3 protein-coding genes are annotated in these 2,662 nt (G+C 30.3%); 1 reads left to right on the forward strand and 2 read right to left on the reverse strand.

The annotated features are described in order from the left end of the window. Positions 1 to 118: 118 nt before the first annotated feature. Positions 119 to 577 (forward strand): YkyB family protein, encoded by a 459-nt coding sequence (locus KI356_RS23890; RefSeq protein ID WP_000804854.1) that lies wholly within the window; start codon positions 119 to 121, stop codon positions 575 to 577. Between the two features lie 31 nt (positions 578 to 608). On the opposite strand, the gene KI356_RS23895 is transcribed toward KI356_RS23890, so the two are convergent. Both KI356_RS23895 and KI356_RS23900 read right to left on the reverse strand, forming a co-directional pair. After that, positions 609 to 1,271, reverse strand: coding sequence for a YkyA family protein (locus KI356_RS23895; RefSeq protein WP_212936661.1), 663 nt, complete (start codon positions 1,269 to 1,271; stop codon positions 609 to 611). 625 nt (positions 1,272 to 1,896) lie between these two features. Continuing rightward, positions 1,897 to 2,550 carry a diguanylate cyclase domain-containing protein gene (locus KI356_RS23900; protein ID WP_212936662.1) on the reverse strand — a complete coding sequence of 218 codons (654 nt, stop codon included), beginning with the start codon at positions 2,548 to 2,550 and terminating at the stop codon, positions 1,897 to 1,899. Positions 2,551 to 2,662: the final 112 nt, after the last annotated feature.

A 2,662-nucleotide genomic window follows, 5' to 3' on the forward strand; every position in this document is an offset into this window, starting at 1 on the left:
AGTTGTTTTTTGTAACAATATTGCTTTAATATTGAAAATATATACAATTACTTTTTGCATATAATAAAAACTCATTTTATTTATGCTATAATAAGGAAAAATTGAAAGGAGATTCAATATGAAACCTTCACAACCACAATCTCAATTACATAATCAACATTCTATTAATAGACTAGCTCAATCTATTTTCGTTGTGAATCGTCATGCTAAAGCTGCAACTAACCCTAAGTACTTATATTGGTTAAAAAAGACTGCTTTAGAACGCTTAATTACTGAAAAAAAGGCTATCAAAGAAGGATTACATTTTTCTAGAAATCCACGTTTTAGTCAGCAACAATCCGATGTTCTTATACGCTTAGGTGATTATTTTTTCCATATCCCTCCTACGAAAGATGATTTTCGCACCCTACCGCATCTTGGTCACCTTGAATCCTCCTATCGAAATCCGAAAACAACCTTATCTTTAACAATAGCAAAAAAAACACTTCAAGATTATATTGGTCCTGAAGCATTAAAACAAGAAAAGAAATTAAGCGAACCAGTTCCATGGTATAGCCGTACCTATACAAAAAAATAAAACAGTTTGGCCCATATTAGGCCAAACTGTTTTATTTTTTATCTTCCTTAATTTTAATATTCGCTTGTTTATAGAATGCTACTTTTTCTGTATTATATGATTTCGTATATTCATTAAACTTATCTTTCTCTGTCTCAATATCTTTATATGCTTGGTTTACTACCTTTACTTTCTCGCTAATATCTTTTAATTTTGTACCTTTATCTTGTAGCATTGTATATAATTCTTTTTCTTGCTTTAAAGATTTATTATAGCTATCGTACATCTTTTGGAATGAATCATGTCGTTTCTCATAAGTACTCTTTACTTTATCCGCCTGGTCTTTTAATTTATTATCTTCAATTTTCTTCACATACTTATCAGCTGACTTTACTTCTTCTTGCGCTTTATTTAACACCTCTTTTTCTTTAATAAGAACTTTTTCTCGTTCAGCTGTATTTTTCACCGCTTGATCAAGCTTATCCTTAACAGCCTGATTATTATCTTTTCCTTCTTGGACAATTTGATTATATAGTACTTGACCCTCTTTCTCTAATGACTCTAATTGTTTCGCATCTTCAAACATTGTTTTTTCTTGCTTGGCAGCATTTTCAAATGCAACATACAGCTCCTCTTCTGGTTTCGGGCCGAAACAACCAGCTAGTAAAGTCATTGATAATGCAGTTACAATTGCTAATTTATTATATTTCAACATCTTTTCCTCCTATTAATAAACGATCATCGCACCAAAAATCCCATGCAAAATGTATAAATTCTTCATCTATTTCACTCTTACATCTTTTTACGAAGATCATCAATAATTATTTATCATGCTTGTACAGCTTCTCTCTTTTCTTGCACAAATTTAGTACTTTAAATTACATTTTGCGTTTCTACATTTGTATTATTTAGTAGTTTCAAATTATGTAATAGCTTTAAACACAAAGGAATTTACCTCAGTCTTAATAACTGCAAGAACAACTATAATAATTCACCTGATAAAAGATGATCGTTGGTCTCTCACGTCTATCATTCTATCATTCCCTTTCTGCTTTCTATCAAATAATCTCTTTGTCCATTTTACACAGTACAAAGGTTATCTCGCAACAACTTACAAATATTCTTTTAATTTCCTAAAAAGGAAAAGTGTAGAGCTTATTTTCCTCTACACTTTTAAAATAAAACGCATTGTGCAAAATGCATTGACACATCCAACATAATTATATGCTGATTACATATATTTTTAAAGGATTTTGTTACAAAAAAATGTTTTTTGTAACAAAAGGCAAATAAATGTTACAAGAAAATTTCTTTATATCATACTTCTTCAAATCAAGGTTTCACTCATCACCTTGCGAATTTCTATAATTATACAATTGATTTTGTGCCTTTCTAAACAAATCTTCAAAAGTTTTCCCTTCTATCGGATAACTTGCAGCCCCAAATAATAGTGTGACACTTAATAAATCATTCGCTATTTCATTTTGAATATTTTTGATTAATCGATTTGTTATTGTTGACTTTTCATAGCCATTATCAACAGCTACGATAACATATTTATTTTCATCCCACCTCGTAACTACATCTCCTTTTCGAACTGTTTTGACAATTGTACGTTCTACTCTTTGAACTAGCTCATCCAACTTTTTTTCTTGCACTGTGTCTTTTAATACATCCCACTCTTTTACAGAAAGAATATACACTGTAATATTACGAGAATCTCTTTCTGATAAAGCAGCTACTTTCCCAAAAAAATCAACGATAAAATCGTTATTCGTCATTCCTCCTACTTCAATATTTACACGCGTATTCGCTCTTTTATCGTACCAATGTCCAAAATAAAAGCTTAGTATCATTTGCAATATATAAATAATAAAGACGGTAAAAAATGATCGCGAATCTAGCTTAGCAATCACATCCTGAAGTGCAATCCATTCTGTAACCGCAACCGTGTTCCCTAGTAATAATCCACTAATTTTCCCTTTATATTTCATACTCTCCCCCCTTTTATACTAATATATGCTTCTATAACAATAATGTTTTTCTACAAAATAAAAAATGTACATATTTAATGTACATTTCTACCTAAGCTTGTATACCTTTTCT

The sequence above is a fragment of the Bacillus hominis genome (assembly GCF_018332515.1).
Classification (GTDB): Bacteria; Bacillota; Bacilli; order Bacillales; family Bacillaceae_G; genus Bacillus_A; species Bacillus_A hominis.